Raw genomic sequence first — 17,030 nt, 5'->3', positions numbered from 1 at the left:
CTTCAGCCGCCCGCGAAGGGGGGCAGGACGTCGATCGTGGCCCCGGCCGGCAACGGCGTTTGACGATCATGACAGGTGACGCCGTCGACGAGGAAACTCGCCACCCGCAGCACGCCGGCGAGCCGGTCACCGTGCCGTTCGGCCAACTCGGTCGTGAGATCGTCGAGCGACCTCCCGGCGGGTACGGCCTCCTCGGTGCGGCCGGCCGCCGCCCGGGCACCGGCGAAGTAGCGGACGGTGAGCTGCGCGGCGCCGACCGGCCGCGTCGGGTCGGTCACCGTCACCCTCCGATGGCCGACATCGGTCGGGCTGGTTGCAGGAAACTCGGATCGTCGATGCCGTGCCCGGCCCGCTTGCCCCACATCGCGCGCCGCCAGCGGTCGGCCAGGCCGTCGTCGTCCGCCCCGCCGCGCAGCGCGCCGCGCAGGTCGGACTCCTCGGTGGCGAAGAGGCAGGCGCGGACCTGGCCGTCCGCGGTCACCCGGGTCCGGTCGCAGTCACCGCAGAACGGACGGGTGACGCTGGCGATCACGCCGACCCGGGCCGGGCCGCCGTCGACCAACCACGTCTCGGCCGGCGCCGCGCCCCGCTCCGCGGGATCGGTACGCAGGTCGAACTCCCGGCGCAGCGACGCGAGGATCTCGTCGGCGGTGACCATGGCGGCCCGGTCCCAGCCGTGCTGCGCGTCCAGCGGCATCTGTTCGATGAACCGCAGCTCGTAGCCGTGGTCGAGGGCGAACCGGAGCAGCGCCGGGGCCTCGTCGTCGTTGACGCCGCGCATCAGCACGCTGTTGATTTTGACCGGGTCAAGGCCGGCCGCCACCGCGCCGGTCAGGCCGGCCAGGACGGCGTCGAGCCGGGGCCGGCGGGTGAGGTCGGCGAACCGGGCCGGGTCCAGGGTGTCCAGGCTGACGTTCACCCGGTCCAGCCCGGCGGCGCGCAGCGCCGGTGCGAGCCGGTCCAGACCGATGCCGTTGGTGGTCAGCGAGATCGTGGGGCGCGGTTCGAGAGCGGCCACCGCGGTGACGATGTCGACCAGCCCGGGGCGGATCAGCGGCTCACCGCCGGTGAACCGGACCTCGGTCACGCCGAGCTGCTCGACGGCGATCCGGACCAGCCGGACGATCTCGTCGTCGGTCAGCAGCTCCGGGCCGGCCAGCCAGGGCAGCCCCTCGGCCGGCATGCAGTAGGTGCAGCGCAGATTGCACTTGTCGGTCAGTGACACGCGCAGGTCCCGGGCGACGCGGCCGAACCGGTCGACGAGGACGCCGTCGGTCGGTATGGCGACGCTCACGTGTCGACCGTAGCGCGCCCGACCCCGTTCAGGGCGGCTCGGGCGGCGCGGGTGACCGCATCGCGGTATCCGGCGCCGAAGAGCGCGGTGTGCACCAGCAGCAGGTGCAGCTGGTGCAGCGGCACCCGTTCCCGCCACCCCTCGGCCAGCGGCCACGTCTCCTGATAGGCGGCGAGGATCCGGTCCAGGTGCGGCGCGCCGCCGAAGAGCGCCAGCTGGGCCAGGTCGGTCTCCCGGTGCCCGCCGTGCGCGGCCGGGTCGACCAGCCAGGCGCGGTCGTCGGCGCCCCAGAGCACGTTGCCCGGCCACAGGTCACCGTGGATCCGCGCCGGTGGCTCGTCCCCGCCGAACTCGCCGACCCGGTCGATGACCTCCTCGACCAGGGCCGCGTCGGCCGCGGTGAGCGCCCCACCGGCCACCGAGCGGCGCAGGTACGGCGTCAGTCGCCGTCGGGCGAACCAGGCCGCCCAGGGGCCTTCCTCCGGCGTGTTGTCCTGGGGCAGCGCCCCGATGAACCCGGTCCACTCCGCCCCGAAGGTCGGCGCGCCGACCCGGTGCAGCGCGGCCAACTCCCGGCCGAACCGCTCGGCCGCCTCCGGGCTCGACTCGCCGGGCTGCACCCACTGCAGGGCGAGCAGCTCCGGCAGCACCACGATCACCTCGGGCACCGGCACCACGTCCGCAGCGACCGCGGCGCCGGTCGCGGCCACGGTGCCGGCCGCCGCCAGCCAGCGCAGCCCGGCCGCTTCCGCGGCGAAGAAGCCCTCCGGCACCGGTCGCCCGGCGCGCTCCGGCCAGGTCTTGGCGAAGACCGAGTGGCCGTCGTCCAGGGTGAGCCGGGACGCGGTGCAGATGTCCCCGCCGGCGACCGGCGTCTCCCGGATCCGTTGGTGGGTCAGGAACGTCGGCAGGTGGGCCGGATGCGCGCGCAGGTACGCGAGGTCCATCAGCGCACCGTAGCCCCTCCCGCCGAGCGCCGTGGCATACGCGGCTGAGCAGGCGAAATACTCTCCGTGTCTGTGGATGGACAGCGTGTCGTCCACAAGGGCAGCGCGGCGTCCGCGCCGGGTCGCAGGCTGCCTCCATGTCCTCGACCGACCGCCCCCGGCTCGCCGTCCGCTCACCCGCCGACCTGATCGCCGCCGTGCCCTACCTGCTCGGCTTCCACCCCGCCGAGAGCGTGGTCGTGGTGGCGCTGCGCGGTCGGCAGATCGTCTTCGCCGCCCGGGCCGACCTGCCCGAGCCCACCGCCGACCCGGCCGGCCCGGCCCAGCATCTGGCCGGCGTCGTCCACCGTCAGCGCGCGGACGCCGCCACCGTCGTCGGCTACGGGCCGGCGGCGCAGGTGACCCCGACCGTCGACGCCGTCCGCGCCGCGTTGACCGAGGCGGGTCTGGCGCTGCTCGACGCGCTGCGGGTCACCGACGGTCGGTGGTGGTCCTACCTGTGCACCGAGGCGGGTTGCTGCCCGCCGGAAGGTCGGCCGTACGACCCGGGCGCCAGTCAGGTCACCGCGTCCGCGGTCTTCGCCGGGCAGGTGGCCCTGCCCGACCGGGCGGCCCTGGCGGCGCAGGTGTCCCCGGTGCAGGGCCCGGCCCGGCTGGCCATGCGGCGGGCCACCGACGACGCCGAGCGGCGGCTGGTGGGCCTGGTCGAGCGGGCTCCCGGCAGTGACCTGCTGGGCGGACGCTCACTGCGCGCCGCCGGGGTGGCGGCGGTACGCGACGCGCTGCGCCGGCAGCGCCGGGGCGAGCGCCTCGACGACGCCGAGGTGGCCTGGCTGACCCTGCTCCTGACCCACCTGCCGGTACGCGACCACGCCTGGGAACGCACCGACGGGCGGGAACGGGACATCGCCCTCTGGACGGACGTGCTGCGCCGGGCCGAGCCGGAGCTGATCGCCGCGCCGGCGAGCCTGCTCACCTTCGCCGCCTGGCGGGCCGGCCAGGGCGCGCTGGCGGCGGTCGCGTTGGAGCGGGCGCTCGCCGTGCACCCGGACTACTCCCTCGCGCTGCTCCTGGACGACCTGCTCCGCCGGGGCGTGCCGCCCTCCGAGCTGGACGGCTGGCCGGCGGTCGGGCTGCCCGGCGTGGTGCGCCGCAAGCGGAGCCGCCGCGCCGGGCGCTGACCGGCCGGGAACCGCCGTCCGTCGAACGATGTACGCCAGGTTCGTTCCCCGGGTCGACTCGGCGCGGCCCGCGCGACCGGAGGATGGTCAGGTGCCCGTACCCCCCTTGGTGACCAGATGAGCGTCGGACTCCTGCTCTCACTCGCCGGGCTGGCGTTGATCGACAGCACCAGCATCGGCACCCTCTTCATCCCGATCTGGCTGCTGCTCGCGCCGGGCCGGGTCAGCGTGCCGCGGATCCTGGCGTACCTCGGCACGATCGCCGCCTTCTACCTCGCGGTCGGGCTGCTGCTGGTCTGGGGTGGCACCCGGCTGGCCGACGCGCTCGGCGGGGCGCTGGACCAGCGACCGGTGCTCTGGGCGCAGCTGGCGCTCGGCATCGCGCTCTTCGCGCTCAGCTTCCGCTACGACGGCAAGCGGCGGCGCCGCTCCGGCGGGGTGCTGCGCTGGCGCGACCGGGCCACCAGTGGGGACTCCTCGGCCCGCTGGCTGGTCGGGTTGGCGCTGCTCGCCGCGTTGGCCGAGGTGGCCACCATGCTGCCGTACCTCGGCGCGGTGAGCCTGCTGGCGTCCGCCGATCTGGGCGCGCCGACGGTGGCGGCGCTGCTGACCGGCTACTGCCTGGTGATGGTGGTGCCGGCCGTGCTGCTGCTGGCCGCCCGGGTGGCCGTCCCGAGGCTGATCGAGCCGGTGCTCGCCCGGCTGAACGCCTGGATCACCGAGAAGGCCGGCAGCGCGCTCGGCTGGGTCCTCGGCATCGCCGGCTTCCTGGTCGCCCGCGACGCCGCCCTCCGGCTGGACCTGTTCGACCTGCTCAATCGGTGAGGATCCGGGCCGGGCCGGCGTAAACGTTCATCGTCCGGCCGCGCAGGAAGCCGACCAGGGTCATCCCGGCCTCCTCGGCCAGGTCGGCGGCGAGGGTGCTCGGCGCGGAGACCGCCGCGAGCAGCGGCAGCCCGGCCATCCACGCCTTCTGGGTCAGCTCGAAGCTCGCCCGCCCGGAGACCATCAACAGATGCCCGGCCAGCGGCAGTCGGCGTTCCCGCACCGCCCAGCCGACCACCTTGTCGACGGCGTTGTGCCGCCCGACGTCCTCGCGCAGCACGAGCAGCTGCCCGTCCGCGGTGAACAGGCCCGCCGCGTGCAGGCCACCGGTGCGGTCGAAGCCGCGTTGCGCCGCGCGCAGCCGGTCAGGCAGCTCGGCGAGGAGGGCGGCCGGCACGGTGAGCGGATCATCGGCGACGGGGAAGAGCGAGCGGGTCCGGACGGCGTCGATGCTGGCCTTGCCGCACACCCCGCACGAGCTGGTGGTGTAGAAGTTCCGGGCCGGGTCGGTGGCCGGCTCCGGCACGCCGGGGCTGAGCACCACGTCCACCACGTTGTACGTGTTCGGAGTTTCCGCCCCGGCGCAGAGCTGCGCGGTGTGCACGTCGTCGGTCGACCGGATCAGCCCCTCAGTCAGCAGGAAACCGATCGCCAGGTCGAGGTCGTCGCCGGGGGTGCGCATGGTCACCGCGAGTGGTTCACGCCGGCCCGGCCCGGCCGCACCCACCCGGATCTCCAGCGGCTCCTCCACGGCCAGGTTGTCCGGCCGGCGGACCGACGGGCCGGCCACGCCGTCGAGGTCGATCCGGAGTACGCCACGTCGGTCAGTCGCCCGTCCCATCCCGCCATCCTGCACCCCGCGTCCGGGCGTCCGCACGGCTACCGTGACCGGATGGGGACGTACGCGGCGGTGGTGCTCGCGGGCGGCGCGGCCCGGCGGATGGGCGGGGTGGACAAACCCGCGCTCGCGGTCGGTGGCCGGCCGATGCGCGACCGGGTGCTCGCCGCGGTCGCCGACGCCGAGCCCCGGATCCTGGTCGGGTGGGCCGATCCGGTCCCGTCCGAGGTACGGGTCACCCGGGAGGAGCCGCCCGGCGGTGGGCCGGTGGCCGCCGCGGCGGCCGGGCTCGCCCTGCTCGATGCGGGCGCCACGACGGTCGCCCTGCTCGCGGCGGACCTGCCGTTGCTCACCCGGAACGCGATCGGCGTGCTGCGGCGCGCGCTGGACAAGCCGGACGGCGACCACGCCCGGGCCGTCGACGGTGCCTGCTTCGTGGACGACGACGGCCGGCGACAGTCCCTCTGCGGGATGTGGCGGGTGTCCCCGCTGCGGGCCGCCGTGGACCGGCTCGCCGCCGCGCGGGGCGGCACGCTCGCGGGCGCCTCGGTGCGCGCCCTGCTCGACGGGTTGACCGTGCGGGAGGTGGCCTGGGCCGGCGAGGGCCCGCCGCCCTGGTTCGACTGCGACACTGACCAGGACGTACACCGGGCGGAGGAGTGGGCGCGATGACGGTGATGGACGACTGGGTCACGGCGGCCTGCGCCGAGCTGGGGCTCGACCCGGCCGAGGTGCCGGTGCCGGCCGTGCTCGACCTGGCGAAGGACGTCGCCCACCAGGTGATCCGCCCCGGCGCGCCGGTCTCCGCGTACCTGCTGGGGTTGGCGGTGGGGCGCGGCGCCGATCCCGCGGGCGCCGCCGCGCGGCTCAGTGCGCTGGCCGGGAGCTGGCCGGTCGAGCTCGGTGCCGACCGGGCCGACCCCACCGCCTCCTGACCGCCTGCGGCGGGCGACGGGGTCGTCCGCTTCGCGCCGCCCGGTGCCGCACCGGCCTCACCAGGGCTTTCCTGGCCCGGATCGGCCGATCTGACCGGTCCGCCGGCGGCTGCTGTCCGATCACGGTCGGGGCTGATTCGGCTTCCCGGTCCCGTGGGTAGGGTGACCTTGACGGACGGAGGCGATCATGACGGCAGACCACCCCTCGGTGCCGACCGGTGAGCCGTCCGGCGGCGCGCCGACGCAGCCGGAACAGCACGAGTCGATCCTGCTCGACGAGCCGAGCACGGCCGACCTGCGGGCCAAGGTGACACAGGCCTGGCAGGAGTTCGCCCGGGCGCTGGCGGCGCTGCTCCCGGCGTTGCCCACCGGCGCGCACGTCGAGCTGACCCTCGATCCGACCGCCTCCGGCACCGGCGACGCCGTCTACTCCATCAGCGTGGACGTGGGCGCCGACGGCCGGCTCGCCGCGCGGGCGGTCGGCAACGCCAGCCTGCCGCAGGGCTATCGGCTGGACCGCAGCGCGGTGGCGGACATGATCGCGCTGGGCTGGTCGCCGCCGGGGGTCATCGAGGGCTCCGGCGAGTCCTTCGGCCTGGACGGCACGACGGCGGCGTCGACCCGGATCGCCGCCCTGCTCTCCCGGACCCTGCGCGACGTCTACGGTGCGCCGCACCCGGCCTTCCTGGTCTACCTGATCCACGACGCCGAGGGGGAGCCGCTGCCCGGCGAGCCGCTCGGCACCGCGCGTAGTGAGTTCGGCCCGGACCACGACGTCGAGGCCGACCTGGACGAGGCGCTGGCCGAGGCGGCCGCCGCCCAGCCCGAGCAGACCGGCGTGCTGGCGCTGGAGGAGCGGGTCCGCACCGTCGTCTCGACCATGCTCAAGTCCGACTCCGACCGCCTGCAGGTGGATTCGGACGGGGACATCAACATCCGCTCCGGCTCGGCGATGGTCTTCGTCCGGGTCCGCGACAATCCGCCGCTGGTCGACGTCTTCTCTCCGGTGCTCACCGAGGTCGAACCGACCGAGCGGCTCTACGTACGGCTCTCCGAACTCACCAACCGGATGCCGATCGGCCGCCTCTACTGCGCCGACGACACCGTCTGGGCGTCCATCCCGGTCTTCGGCCGCAACTTCCAGGCCACCCACCTCATGTTGGCGGTGCAGGTGATGACCGGGCTCGCCGACGAGCTGGACGACCGGTTGCACGGCGAGTTCGGCGGCAAGCGGTTCTTCGGCGAGAGTGACAAGCCGGTCCGCCGTGACCAGGGTGAGCACCGCACCGGCATGTACCTCTGAAAAGGCGGGATGCTGCTGGTCAGTGCAGGTCGAGCAGGGTCTTGCCCACGGTCGCTCGGGACTCGATCGCCGCGTGCGCGTCGGCCGCCCGCTCCAGCGGGAACCGCTGGCCGATCAGCGGCCGCAGCCGTCCGGCCGCCGCCTCCGCCAGGGCCTGTTCGGTGTACGCGCGCAGCCGCGCCGGCGGCACGTCCGGCCGGAGCAGCGCCACTTTCCGGGCCGTGGCGTCCTCCGGCGGCACCCCGGCCCACTCGCCGCTGGCCAGGCCGAAACTCACCATCCGGCCACCCGGGTCGAGCAGCTTGAACGCGGCCCGGCCGAGCTCGCCGCCGACGCCGTCGAAGACCACGTCGACCCCGTCGGTGGCGGCGCGGACCCGGTCGGTCCAGTCCGGCTCGCGGTAGTCCACCGCCACCGCCGCGCCGAGCCCGGGCAGCAGCGACACCTTGCGCGGCCCGCCGGCGAGCGCGACCACCCGGGCGCCGGCGGCTGCGGCGAGCTGCACCAGCAGGCTGCCCACCCCGCCCGCGGCCGCCTCCACCAGCACCCGCTCGCCGGGCCGGAGGTCGACCGCGTCGATCAGCATGGTCGCGGTGCGACCGTCGGCGAGCAGCGCCACTGCCGCGTCGAGCGCCAGCGGATCGGGCACCTCGATCGGCGCGGTCGCGTCCACCGTGACCCGCTCGGCGTAGCCGCCCGAGCCGCCGGTGGAGCTCACCACCCGGCGTCCGACCAGCGCCGGGTCGACGCCCGCGCCCACGTCGGTGATCGTGCCTCCGACGCCGTTGCCGGGGATCAGCGGTGGGCTGCCGCCGAACGGCCCGGTCCGGCCGGCCCGGAACTGGGTCTCCACGAAGGTGATGTTGGCGTGTGCCACGTCGATGAGCACCTGGCCCGGCCCGGGCACCGGATCGGGAGCCGGGCCTGGCACCAGCACCTCGGGTCCGCCGAACCCGCGCAACCAGATCGCTCGCATGACTCCCCCTCGGGTCTCCGGTGTCGAGTCGACACCCTCAACCCACCTTGAGGTCAAGTCCGGTGGTGGCGGGTGAGGCCCGGAAACCCCGAGAACCGGACCTCACCCGCCGGGGAGGGAGGATCAGGTCTAGGGGAGCCGACCACCGTCGGCGAGCAGGCTGAGCGCGGCCAGCGTGCCGACGACGGCGATGAGGGCTACCCGTGTCATGGCCGGTTCGACGGGCTGCGGCCGGCAGCGGTTCCATGGTGGGCCACCGGTTTTTCCGTCACCGCCCGGCTGGGTGCGTGCGCCGGCCGGTCAGCCGGCGGAGGGGCCGACGCCCGGTGACTCGACCAGCCGGGAGAGCACGATGGTGCTCCGGGTGGAGGTGACGAACGATTCGGCGCGCAGCCGCTCCAGGGCCGCCTCGAGGTGGGCGATGTCGGCGGCGCGCAGGTGCACGAGCGCGTCGGCCTCGCCGGAGACGGTGTACGCGCCGACCACCTCGGGGTGCCGGCGGGCCGCCACGCCGATCTGTGCGGGGGTGGTCCGCCCGGCGCAGAAGAGCTCGACGAACGCCTCGGTGGTCCAACCGACGGCGGCCGGGTCGACGACGGCGGTGAATCCCCGGATCACCCCGGTGGCGCGCAGCCGGTCGACCCGCCGCTTGACTGCGGGGGCGGAGAGTGACACCCGGGTGCCGATGTCGGCGTACGACGCGCGGGCGTCGGCGACGAGCAACGCAATGATCCGCTGGTCAACGGCATCTATCTGCAACGTTCCGCCTCTGGGAAGCAATGGTTGTGGCTGTTACCAAAGTTCTACGGTACCTACTCTTGGTCACCGTGAACCAGCAGCGAGTGCCGCGAAAGCGGACATATCTCATGTGCTCCCCTGAGCACTTCGCGGTCGAGTACGCGATCAACCCGTGGATGGACGTGACCACTGCGGTCGACTCGGCGCTGGCCGTGAAGCAGTGGGACCGGCTGCGGGAAACTCTGGTCGGTCTCGGCCACGAGGTGCACCTGCTGACCCCCGAGCGCGGTCTGCCGGACATGGTCTATGCCGCCAACGGCGCCTTCGTGGTGGACGGCACCGCCTACGGGGCCCGGTTCAAGCACGAGCAGCGGGCCGGCGAGGCCGCGGCGCACCGGGCGTTCTACGAGGAGCAGGGCTGGCGGTTCATCGCCCCGAGCGAGACCAACGAGGGCGAGGGTGACTTCGCGTACGTGCCGGAGGCGCACGGTGGGCTGATCCTCGCCGGGCACGGCTTCCGCACCGAGCTGCCGGCGCACGCCGAGGCGCAGGAGGCACTCGCCCGACCGGTGGTCTCGCTGCATCTGATCGACCCGCGCTTCTACCACCTGGACGTGGCGCTCGCCGCCATCGACGACACCAACGTCGTCTACTTCCCGGGTGCGTTCTCGGCGGCCAGCCAGCGGGTGCTCACCCAGCTCTTCCCGGACGCGGTGATCGCGGACGACGAGGATGCCATGGCCTTCGGGCTCAACCTGGTCAGCGACGGGCTGAACGTGGTGCTCAACAGCGAGGCGACCCGGCTCGCCGGCAAGCTCAAGGCCGCCGGCTACCACCCGGTGCCGGTGGACCTGGCCGAGCTGAAGAAGGGCGGCGGCAGCGTGAAGTGCTGCATCGCCGAGCTGCGCCACTGACCGCCCGTACGACCGGCGTACCAGCAGGGGCCGGCCTCCCGTCGTGGAGGCCGGCCCCTGGCGTGCGGGTGGTGGGGCTCAGCCCAGGGTGGCCAGCTCGGTGATCACGACGTTCGAGATCAGCTGACCCTCGCGCTGCGCCTGGCGCAGGTACCACTTCTGCTGCGGCGTGCGCGGCTGGTTGAACTGCCAGATACCGCGCGGGCTGTCGATCTGCCCGAGCTTGCCCAGCGCCAGGTTGACCTGCTGCGGGTTCGGGGCGTCGCCGGCCAGGTCGATCGCCTGGTGGAGCACCTGTGCCGCGTCGTACGACGCCATCGCGTAGGTGGTGGGCGACGAGTTGTGCTTCTTCCGGTAGGCCGAGGCGAAGTCCCGGTTGGCCGCGTTGTTCAGGTCGGCGGAGTAGTTCAACGCGGTCTGGATGTTGAGCCCGTCGTTCTTGAGGGTCTCCAGTGCGGTGCCCTCGGTGAGGAAGCCGGGGGCGTAGACGGGCCCCTTGTAGCCCTCCTTGCGCAGCTGCCGGATGAACTCGACACCGGCGTCGCCGGCGAAGAAGCAGAAGATCCCGGACGGCCTGCGGTTGATCGCCTTGCGGATGTCCTGGACGTACGCGGTGGGGCTGGGCTTCGTGGTGGGGTTGGTCCAGATGACCGCGCCGGAGATGCGCGGGTCGCTGGCGCCGAACTCCTGCCGGAAGCCGCGGACCACGTCCGGGCCGCCGACGTTCTCCGGGATGATCATCGTGATCCGGCTGCTCGCGGGGAGCTTCTCCTTGAGGTACCGGCCGAGCGCCCGTCCCGCCTCGTCCAGCACGTATGAGGTACGCCAGATGTAGACCACGCTCTGCAGGCTGCTCGGGGAGGCGTTGGAGCCGATCAGCGGCACCCGAGCCTGCTCGACCGTGTCCCGGATGCCGAGCATGACGGCGGAGTTGACCACGCCGGTCAGCGCGAGCACGCCCTGCTTGAGCAGATCGTCGACGGCGGCCTTGCCGGACTTGGCGGTCTCCCCCTCGTCCGCGGTGATCAGCGTCACCGGGTGGCCGCCGAGCTGCTGCTGGTGCAGGTCGAGGAAGAGCTGGAACCCGTTGGTGATCTCCTCGCCGATCGCCTTGAAGCCGCCGGCCTGCGGTGCGATGAGACCGATCTTGATCGGGCTCTTCGGCCCGGCCGCCGGAGCGCCGTCGGTGTCGTCGCCGCACGCCGCGACGAGTCCGGTCGTACCGAGCGCGGCCAGCAGTTGGAGCGCCCGCCTGCGGTTCATCTGCGACACCGAGTTCCTTCCGAGGAGCGTTGCAGGGCCTGAACGCCCCTTCGGCGTTCTACCTGGTCGGCGACGCTGCGTCAATCGGCTGCTGATCATCGTGTAGGGACTGCAATACATCGACGATCACCGGCCAGGCTGCGGACTCCGGATCGATAAGCCCGAAATGCTCGCATTCTGGGAGCTCAACAAGGGTGATATCGGTGCCAACCGCGCGGGCGTCGGCGACGAAGCTCCGACTCATCGCGACCGGCACCTGTCGGTCCAGGGCACCATGGACAACTACTGAGCGTGTCTGCATCGGTACCAACGACCGTGGATCGGCGATCGCGTACCGCTCGGGAAACTCGGCCGGCCCCCCGCCGAGCAGCGCGACCACCGCCCCGGAGTCCAGGTCTCGCCGGTACGCCTCACCCAGGTCGGCGACCGGGGCCAGCGCCAGCACCCCACCGACTGTCGCCGGCGCGGTCCCGGCGACGTAGAGCGCCAGGTGCCCGCCGGCCGAATGACCGACGAGGATCGGCGCGGCTGCCGACACCCGGCCCGGCATCGCCGCGGCGGCCAGCCGGGGCAGCTCCGCCACGCCGGTCAGCACGTCGGTGAACGTGTTCGGCCAGCCGCCGCCGGGCTGCCCGGTGCGCCGGTACTCCAGCTGCGCCACCGGATGACCCAGCGCGGCCAGGGCCGCCGCCATCGGGCCGGTGTGTCGCCGGTCGTACTCGGCCCGCCAGAAGCCGCCGTGCACCACCACGACCAGCGGCCGCGCCGGGCCGGACCCGGCGGGGATCCGCAGATCGGCGATCTGGTCCGGATGGTCGCCGTACGCGACGGTGCGGTCCGGCTCCGGGGCGGGCCGGGTGAGGACGGCGCGCGGGTCGGCGGGCATGGCGCGACGGTAGCGCGCCCCGCCCGGGTGGTTGCCGGGTGGGAGTCGGTCCCGCCGAGCGTGGACGGGCGCCACTGGGTAAAGATGGATCCCATGACCGAAGCGCGCTCCGCTGGACAGAACAACGAGCCGGACCACGAGGACACCGGCCACTCCGGCACGGTGGTGGTGGTCGGCCCGGACGGCCAGCCGGTCGGCACCATGCAGGCCGACGAGGGCCAGGGGGAGGACCCGACCCGCCTGGTCGAACAGCCCGCCAAGGTGATGCGGATCGGCAGCATGATCAAGCAGCTGCTGGAGGAGGTCAAGGCCGCCCCGCTCGACGACGCCAGCCGGCACCGGCTGCGGGAGATCCACGCCCGGTCGATCGTCGAGCTGAAGGAGGGCCTCGCCCCCGAGCTGCGCGAGGAGCTCGAGCGGATCTCGCTGCCCTTCACCGAGGAGAGCGCGCCCAGCGAGGGCGAGCTGCGGATCGCCCACGCCCAGCTGGTCGGCTGGCTGGAGGGGCTGTTCCACGGCATCCAGGCGGCGCTGGTCGCCCAGCAGATGGCCGCGCGGGTGCAGTTGGAGCAGATGCGCTCGGGGCGCCAGGCGCTGCCGAGCGGGCCCGGCGGGATGGCGCCCGGGATGCCCGGGATCGGGCAGCCCGCCGGTGGCGAGGGCCACAGCACCGGGCAGTACCTCTGAGCCGACCGCCGCGCCGCCGGCGCGGCGGGCCCGCTCAACCCACGTCGAAGATCTTCTCCAGGTACGCCGCCACGCCGTCCTCGGAGTTCGTCACGGTCACCTCGTGCGCGACCTTCAGGACGGCGGGGTGTGCGTTCGCCACCGCCACCGCCCGACCGGCCCAGGCCAGCATCGGCACGTCGTTGGGCATGTCGCCGAAGGCCAGCACGTCCCCGGCGTCGACGCCGAGCCGGGCGCAGTACCAGGCCAGCCCCGCCGCCTTGGTCACCCCGGCAGCGGAGATCTCGACCAGGCCGGAGTAGGACGAGTGGGTGGCCTCGGCCAGTCCCTGCAGGGCCGTGGCGACCAGCTCGACGAAGGCGTCCGGGTCCTGCTCCCCGGCCCGGGCGAGCAGCTTCACCGCCGGCGCCGCCAGCAGTTCCTCGGGCGTCTCGACGGCCCGGATCGCCTTGGCGTCAGCATCCCAGCGCAGCGGGTAGTGCGCCTCGTGTCGCATCTGCCGGCTGTCGATGATCTCCACGGCGAAGCTGATTCCGGGCACCTCGGCGCGCAGCCGCCGGGCCACCTCGGCGAGCAGCTCCGGCGCGAGCGGATCAGCCCGCAGCACCTCGTCGTTCACCGGGTCGTAGACCACCGCGCCGTTCGCGCAGATCGCCGGCAGCGGCCCGCTCAGCTGGTCGTACACCATTTTCAGCCAGCGGATCGGGCGGCCGGTGACCAGCACGACCGGCGTGCCCCTGGCGGCGATCCGGGCCAGCGCCTGCGCGGTACGCGGGCTGAGCGTCCGGTCGTCGCGCAGCAGCGTGCCGTCGATGTCGGTGGCGACCAGGCGTGGCGTCTCTCCCATCACCGGGAGAGTAGTCGGTCCAGGTAGACCGCTACCCCGTCGTCGTCGTTGCGCAGGGTCACCTCGTCAGCCGCGGCACGTACCGTCGGGTGGGCGTTGGAGACCGCCACCCGGGACCAACCGGCCCACTCGAACATCGGCAGGTCATTGGGCATGTCGCCGAAGACCAGCACGTCACCCGGGTCGACGCCGAGGGCCTGCGCCACCACGGCCAGCCCGGTCGCCTTGTCCACCCCGGGCGGGCAGATCTCCACGAAGCCGAGCCCGGCCTGGGTGAGCGTGGCCACCTGCGCCGGAATGATCCGACGAGCCACCGCGAGCAGTTCGTCCACGTGGTGATCCGCGGTACGCGCGAACGCCTTGATCACGTCGGTGGCGAGGCACTCGGCGCGGGTGCGCGCCTCGAACCGATCCTGGTATGGCCAGCTCGGGTGGTAGTCGCCCCAGAGCGGGGCGTCGTGCTCGTCCGACGCCTCCACCATCACGGTCAGCGGGCCCACTTCGGCCTCCAGGTCGGCCAGCAGCCGGGCGAGCACCTCCCCGGGAAGCCGCTCGTCGCGGAGCACGATCGGGCCGGCCGGGTCGCTCTGGTCGACCACCCGGCCGCCGCCCGCCATCACCAGGAAATCGGCCGCGCGGATGTCGTTGCGGGTCAGCTCGGTCAGCCGGGGCCCGCGGCCGGTCGCGCCGACCACCGGAATCCCGGCGGCCCGCACCCGGTCGAGCACCCCGTGGGTGTACGCGGAAACAGTGTCGTCACTGCGGACGAGCGTTCCGTCAAGATCGGTGGCGATCAGCTTGGGCAGTCCCGGGCGGGTCATGGTTCCTCCTTCGCCCGCCGCCGTCGCAGCCAGCCGTTTCAGTGGTCGATCATCGACCCGGAGTGACGGCGGGCAGCAACCGTACCTCGGTCAACTGGTCGCAACCATGGCTTCCAGGCGAATCAGACGCCAACCCCGGGCGCACACCGATCTCCGACCGCCGGTCCGGTGGCTTCCCACCCGGCGGCGCCCCTTCGGTCGTACGGTGAACGGATGGCGGTGCGCGACTGGCCGGCGGCGGAGCCGATCGAGACCGAGCGGTTGGTGCTGGAACCGCTCCGGGTCGAGCACGCCGCGGAGATGGCCCCGCTGCTGCGCGACGAGCGGCTGCACGAGTACATCGGCGGCCAGCCGGCCAGCCTGGAGCAGCTACGCGCCCGGTACGCCCGTCAGGTCACCGGGCAGTCGCCGGACGGCAGCCAGGGCTGGCTGAACTGGATCGTCCGGCACCGGGACAGCGGGCAGGCGGTGGGCACCGTGCAGGCCACCGTCCGGCTCGACGGTGAGCGGTCGGTGGCCGAGCTGGCCTGGATCATCGTCGCCCCGCAGCAGGGCCGCGGCTACGCCGGAGAGGCCGCCGCGGGCATGGTCGGCTGGCTCGACGGGCACGGGATCCGGGCGTTGATCGCCCACGTGCACCCCGACCACCGGGCCTCGGCCCGGGTCGCCGAACGACTCGGCCTGCGTGCCACCGAGACGGTGGTCGACGGCGAGCTGCGCTGGGCCACCTGAACGCGATCGTTCCGCCGGCCGCCGGACCGACCGGCCGGCTCACGGGCCGTCAGCTCGGGGCCGGGCGACTCAGTGGGACGATTCCGGCCGGGCGAACGGGACGGCCGGTTGCACGGTGAGGTCGGCCGGCTCGGCCGGCCCGTCATCACGTAGGTCGCCGGCCGGCCGGCGACGTCGCCGGAAGACCGGCTGGGCCGAGGCGTCGGAGTCGAACGGGCCGAGATTCGGGCCCAGCCACAGCGCCCCGCCGAGCAGCGCGCAGGCGACGAACGCCATCACCAGGCCCCGGCCGTACTCGACCTGGAAACCGTCCTCCACGCCGTAGAAGAAGGTGCGCTGCCCCGCCTTGTCAAGCGTGAAGGCCGACGCGGTGAGCAACGCCAGCAGCGCCCCGGCCAGGGCGAGCCCGGCCAGTCGGGTGTTCGCCCGGACCGCCGGGGTGCCCCACAGCACGACCGCCACCGCGCAGGCCAGCGCGAGCAGCCCGACCAGGTAGGCGACACCGAAGCCCGCGACGTCGGAGACCCCAGCGGGCACCCGGACCGACTCACCCCTGGGGCCGGCGTTGGGCAGGGTCATCACCGACCACTCGCCGATCAGCGAGGCGACCGCGGCCACCGCGCCGAGCCCGGCGAGCAGCGGCGGCAACCGGCGGTCCCGACCCAGGTCGGCGAGGAAGCGCCCGCGCCGTGCAGCGGGTGCTGGCTCGGTGCTGCCCCACTCGACGACGGCCGTGCCGTCGGACCGGTCGTCCTGCCGGGGGATAGGCAGTTCTCGGGACATCGGCCATCCTCTCGCCGGTCACGCGCCTGCCCCGAATCATGGCACAGCGGACGTCTGGTGACGGGGATCGCACGAGGGGCGTCGACCGAGGCCGTCGCAGGCTGGGCGGCTTTCCGCTAGCGTCGGTGCATGCCTATCCGTACCGCTTCCGCACGTTGGCAGGGCAACCTCACCGAGGGGTCCGGCACGGTCCGCACCGGCAAGGGCGGGCTCGAGGGGAACTACTCGTTCAAGTCGCGCTTCGAGGAGGGCGAGGGCACCAACCCGGAGGAGCTGATCGGCGCGGCGCACGCCGGCTGCTTCTCGATGGCCTTCTCCAAGGCGCTCGCCGACGCCGGTTCCACGGCGACCTCCGTCGAGACCACCGCCAAGGTGCACCTGGACAAGACCGACGCCGGGATGACCGTGACCCGGATCGAGCTGGAGACCGTCGGCCAGGTCCCGGGCATCGACGAGAGCGAGTTCCAGAAGCTCGCCGAGGCCGCCAAGGCGAACTGCCCGATCTCCCGCCTGCTCTCCCCGGGCGCCGCGATCACCCTCACCGCCCGCCTCGCTTCCTGACCCACCCGACCGCGCACCTCCACGGAGTGCCGATTCTCCGTGGAGGTGGGCGGATCTTGGCCGTCCCGGCAGCCGGGCGGCGTGGGGCAGAATGACAGGGTGCCGATGGAGATGAGCCGCGAGCGCTTCGAGGAGCTGGTCGCCGACGCCCTCGACGAGGTGCCCGAGGAGCTGCTCGGCCTGATGAGCAACGTGGTCATCCTGGTCGAGGACGACCCGCCCCCCGGCGAGGACCTGCTCGGCCTCTACGAGGGGCATGCCCTCACCGACCGCGGCTGGGACTACTCCGGCGTCCTGCCCGACCGCATCTTCATCTACCGCCGCCCCATCCTGGGGATCTGCGACAGCGACGAGGACGTCGTCGACGAGGTGGCGGTCACCGTGGTGCACGAGATCGCCCACCACTTCGGCATCGACGACGCGCGGCTGCACGCCCTGGGCTGGGGCTGACCCGGCTGGTCGTCCAGTCGGGCGCGACGACGGGGGTCGCCGGCACGCC

At 73.6% G+C, this 17,030-nt stretch carries 21 protein-coding genes; 10 read left to right on the top strand and 11 right to left on the bottom strand.

Features of this window, described 5'->3' with window-relative positions:
* Positions 1-2: 2 nt before the first annotated feature.
* The 3 genes from AB0C04_RS00640 to AB0C04_RS00630 are packed head-to-tail and all read right to left on the bottom strand — an operon-like array spanning position 3 to position 2,241.
* Positions 3-278, bottom strand: coding sequence for a MoaD/ThiS family protein (locus tag AB0C04_RS00640; RefSeq protein ID WP_357046525.1), 276 nt, complete (start codon positions 276-278; stop codon positions 3-5).
* Between the two features lie 2 nt (positions 279-280).
* Complete coding sequence (gene moaA, locus AB0C04_RS00635) at positions 281-1,294, bottom strand: GTP 3',8-cyclase MoaA (protein WP_357046523.1); 1,014 nt, start codon at positions 1,292-1,294, stop codon at positions 281-283.
* On the bottom strand, positions 1,291-2,241 hold the full coding sequence (locus AB0C04_RS00630) for a fructosamine kinase family protein (RefSeq protein WP_357046521.1): 951 nt from the start codon (positions 2,239-2,241) through the stop codon (positions 1,291-1,293). The genes moaA and AB0C04_RS00630 overlap by 4 nt, the downstream gene beginning before the upstream one ends.
* 137 nt (positions 2,242-2,378) lie before the next feature.
* Here AB0C04_RS00630 and AB0C04_RS00625 point away from each other — a divergent pair, with 137 nt between their 5' ends.
* Together AB0C04_RS00625 and AB0C04_RS00620 are read left to right on the top strand one after the other, a co-directional pair.
* Entirely contained in the window at positions 2,379-3,422 is a 1,044-nt protein-coding gene (locus AB0C04_RS00625) for a DUF4192 domain-containing protein (protein ID WP_357046519.1), read from the top strand.
* Between the two features lie 117 nt (positions 3,423-3,539).
* Positions 3,540-4,247: a GAP family protein gene (locus AB0C04_RS00620; protein WP_357046517.1), complete on the top strand. Its 708-nt coding sequence runs from the start codon at positions 3,540-3,542 to the stop codon at positions 4,245-4,247.
* On the opposite strand, the gene fdhD is transcribed toward AB0C04_RS00620, so the two are convergent.
* A complete protein-coding gene (gene fdhD / locus AB0C04_RS00615) occupies positions 4,237-5,088 on the bottom strand; it encodes a formate dehydrogenase accessory sulfurtransferase FdhD (protein WP_357046515.1) in 852 nt (283 codons plus the stop codon). The genes AB0C04_RS00620 and fdhD overlap by 11 nt on opposite strands.
* Before the next feature lie 51 nt (positions 5,089-5,139).
* Here fdhD and AB0C04_RS00610 point away from each other — a divergent pair, with 51 nt between their 5' ends.
* From AB0C04_RS00610 to AB0C04_RS00600, 3 genes are all read left to right on the top strand, one after another.
* Positions 5,140-5,757, top strand: coding sequence for an NTP transferase domain-containing protein (locus tag AB0C04_RS00610; RefSeq protein WP_357046513.1), 618 nt, complete (start codon positions 5,140-5,142; stop codon positions 5,755-5,757).
* Positions 5,754-6,020: a DUF6457 domain-containing protein gene (locus AB0C04_RS00605; RefSeq protein ID WP_357046511.1), complete on the top strand. Its 267-nt coding sequence runs from the start codon at positions 5,754-5,756 to the stop codon at positions 6,018-6,020. The genes AB0C04_RS00610 and AB0C04_RS00605 overlap by 4 nt, the downstream gene beginning before the upstream one ends.
* A gap of 187 nt (positions 6,021-6,207) precedes the next feature.
* Positions 6,208-7,323, top strand: coding sequence for a hypothetical protein (locus AB0C04_RS00600; RefSeq protein WP_357046509.1), 1,116 nt, complete (start codon positions 6,208-6,210; stop codon positions 7,321-7,323).
* Positions 7,324-7,342: 19 nt separating this feature from the next.
* Here AB0C04_RS00600 and AB0C04_RS00595 read toward each other — a convergent pair whose 3' ends face one another.
* Both AB0C04_RS00595 and AB0C04_RS00590 read right to left on the bottom strand, forming a co-directional pair.
* Positions 7,343-8,299 carry a zinc-binding dehydrogenase gene (locus tag AB0C04_RS00595; RefSeq protein WP_357046507.1) on the bottom strand — a complete coding sequence of 319 codons (957 nt, stop codon included), beginning with the start codon at positions 8,297-8,299 and terminating at the stop codon, positions 7,343-7,345.
* Positions 8,300-8,599: 300 nt separating this feature from the next.
* The gene (locus AB0C04_RS00590) at positions 8,600-9,058 is read right to left on the bottom strand and encodes an Lrp/AsnC family transcriptional regulator (protein ID WP_091593913.1); all 459 of its coding nucleotides are present in this window, start codon (positions 9,056-9,058) and stop codon (positions 8,600-8,602) included.
* Positions 9,059-9,117: 59 nt separating this feature from the next.
* Here AB0C04_RS00590 and ddaH point away from each other — a divergent pair, with 59 nt between their 5' ends.
* Positions 9,118-9,951, top strand: coding sequence for a dimethylargininase (gene ddaH / locus AB0C04_RS00585; RefSeq protein ID WP_357046505.1), 834 nt, complete (start codon positions 9,118-9,120; stop codon positions 9,949-9,951).
* A gap of 78 nt (positions 9,952-10,029) precedes the next feature.
* Here ddaH and AB0C04_RS00580 read toward each other — a convergent pair whose 3' ends face one another.
* Both AB0C04_RS00580 and AB0C04_RS00575 read right to left on the bottom strand, forming a co-directional pair.
* Positions 10,030-11,223 (bottom strand): ABC transporter substrate-binding protein, encoded by a 1,194-nt coding sequence (locus tag AB0C04_RS00580; RefSeq protein WP_357046503.1) that lies wholly within the window; start codon positions 11,221-11,223, stop codon positions 10,030-10,032.
* Between the two features lie 49 nt (positions 11,224-11,272).
* Positions 11,273-12,100 (bottom strand): alpha/beta hydrolase, encoded by an 828-nt coding sequence (locus AB0C04_RS00575; protein ID WP_357046501.1) that lies wholly within the window; start codon positions 12,098-12,100, stop codon positions 11,273-11,275.
* Between the two features lie 84 nt (positions 12,101-12,184).
* On the opposite strand from AB0C04_RS00575, the gene AB0C04_RS00570 reads away from it, so the two are divergent.
* Complete coding sequence (locus AB0C04_RS00570; protein ID WP_350876762.1) at positions 12,185-12,787, top strand: bacterial proteasome activator family protein; 603 nt, start codon at positions 12,185-12,187, stop codon at positions 12,785-12,787.
* 34 nt (positions 12,788-12,821) lie between these two features.
* Here the strand turns inward: AB0C04_RS00570 and AB0C04_RS00565 are convergent, their stop codons facing one another.
* Both AB0C04_RS00565 and AB0C04_RS00560 read right to left on the bottom strand, forming a co-directional pair.
* The gene (locus tag AB0C04_RS00565) at positions 12,822-13,634 is read right to left on the bottom strand and encodes an HAD family hydrolase (protein ID WP_357046498.1); all 813 of its coding nucleotides are present in this window, start codon (positions 13,632-13,634) and stop codon (positions 12,822-12,824) included.
* Positions 13,634-14,455, bottom strand: coding sequence for an HAD family hydrolase (locus AB0C04_RS00560; protein ID WP_357046497.1), 822 nt, complete (start codon positions 14,453-14,455; stop codon positions 13,634-13,636). Before AB0C04_RS00560 ends, AB0C04_RS00565 begins: the two co-directional genes overlap by 1 nt.
* A gap of 213 nt (positions 14,456-14,668) precedes the next feature.
* Here AB0C04_RS00560 and AB0C04_RS00555 point away from each other — a divergent pair, with 213 nt between their 5' ends.
* Positions 14,669-15,187: a GNAT family N-acetyltransferase gene (locus AB0C04_RS00555; RefSeq protein ID WP_357046495.1), complete on the top strand. Its 519-nt coding sequence runs from the start codon at positions 14,669-14,671 to the stop codon at positions 15,185-15,187.
* A gap of 69 nt (positions 15,188-15,256) precedes the next feature.
* On the opposite strand, the gene AB0C04_RS00550 is transcribed toward AB0C04_RS00555, so the two are convergent.
* The gene (locus tag AB0C04_RS00550) at positions 15,257-15,970 is read right to left on the bottom strand and encodes a hypothetical protein (RefSeq protein ID WP_357046493.1); all 714 of its coding nucleotides are present in this window, start codon (positions 15,968-15,970) and stop codon (positions 15,257-15,259) included.
* 129 nt (positions 15,971-16,099) lie between these two features.
* Between AB0C04_RS00550 and AB0C04_RS00545 the strand changes: the two genes are divergently transcribed.
* On the top strand, positions 16,100-16,531 hold the full coding sequence (locus AB0C04_RS00545; RefSeq protein WP_357046491.1) for an OsmC family protein: 432 nt from the start codon (positions 16,100-16,102) through the stop codon (positions 16,529-16,531).
* 105 nt (positions 16,532-16,636) lie between these two features.
* The gene (locus tag AB0C04_RS00540) at positions 16,637-16,981 is read left to right on the top strand and encodes a metallopeptidase family protein (RefSeq protein ID WP_357049016.1); all 345 of its coding nucleotides are present in this window, start codon (positions 16,637-16,639) and stop codon (positions 16,979-16,981) included.
* The last annotated feature ends 49 nt before the right edge of the window (positions 16,982-17,030 follow it).

This window comes from Micromonospora sp. NPDC048909, assembly GCF_040649635.1.
In the GTDB taxonomy this organism is placed as follows: Bacteria; Actinomycetota; Actinomycetes; order Mycobacteriales; family Micromonosporaceae; genus Micromonospora.
The sequence above is the reverse complement of the archived record's forward strand: the minus strand, read 5'-3'. Positions and strand labels throughout refer to the sequence as shown.